Raw genomic sequence first — 494 nt, forward strand, 5'->3', positions numbered from 1 at the left:
GTTGCCAAGGTTCTTGCTGAGACTCGCGGCGTCTCGCTTGAGGAGATCTCGCGCCAGACGACCGAAAACTTCTTTCGCCTCTTCTCGAAGGTCAAAGCTTAGGAATAGGAACGGCATGACGCTGACGCTGACGATCCTTGGCTGTGGCTCTTCCGCCGGCGTGCCGCGGCCGGCGCTCGGCTGGGGCGCCTGTGATCCCGGCAACCCCAAGAACCGCCGTCGTCGCTGCTCGCTGCTGGTCGAGCGCAAGTCCGACCATGGCATCACGCGCATTCTGATCGATACATCGCCGGATTTGCGCGAACAATTGCTATCGACCGAAGTCGACCATATCGACGCGGTGTTTCTGACCCACGAACATGCCGATCAGACCCATGGCATGGACGATCTGCGCTCCGTCGTGATGCATATGCGCCGGCGAATTCCGACCTATTTCAATCAGTCGACCGCCAAGGACATCCTCTCGCGGTTTTCCTATTGCTTTATCTCACCGG

The 494-nt window shown here is 59.1% G+C and carries 1 protein-coding gene; it reads left to right on the top strand.

Going from position 1 to position 494, the window contains the following annotated elements:
• Nucleotides 1-115 precede the first annotated feature (115 nt).
• Nucleotides 116-494, top strand: a 379-nt coding sequence (locus AACY52_RS30385) for an MBL fold metallo-hydrolase (RefSeq protein WP_339561393.1), incomplete at its 3' end; no start/stop codon positions are given.

Source organism: Pseudomonas sp. EA_65y_Pfl1_P113, assembly GCF_963970525.1.
Taxonomy (GTDB): domain Bacteria; phylum Pseudomonadota; class Gammaproteobacteria; order Pseudomonadales; family Pseudomonadaceae; genus Aquipseudomonas; species Aquipseudomonas tritici.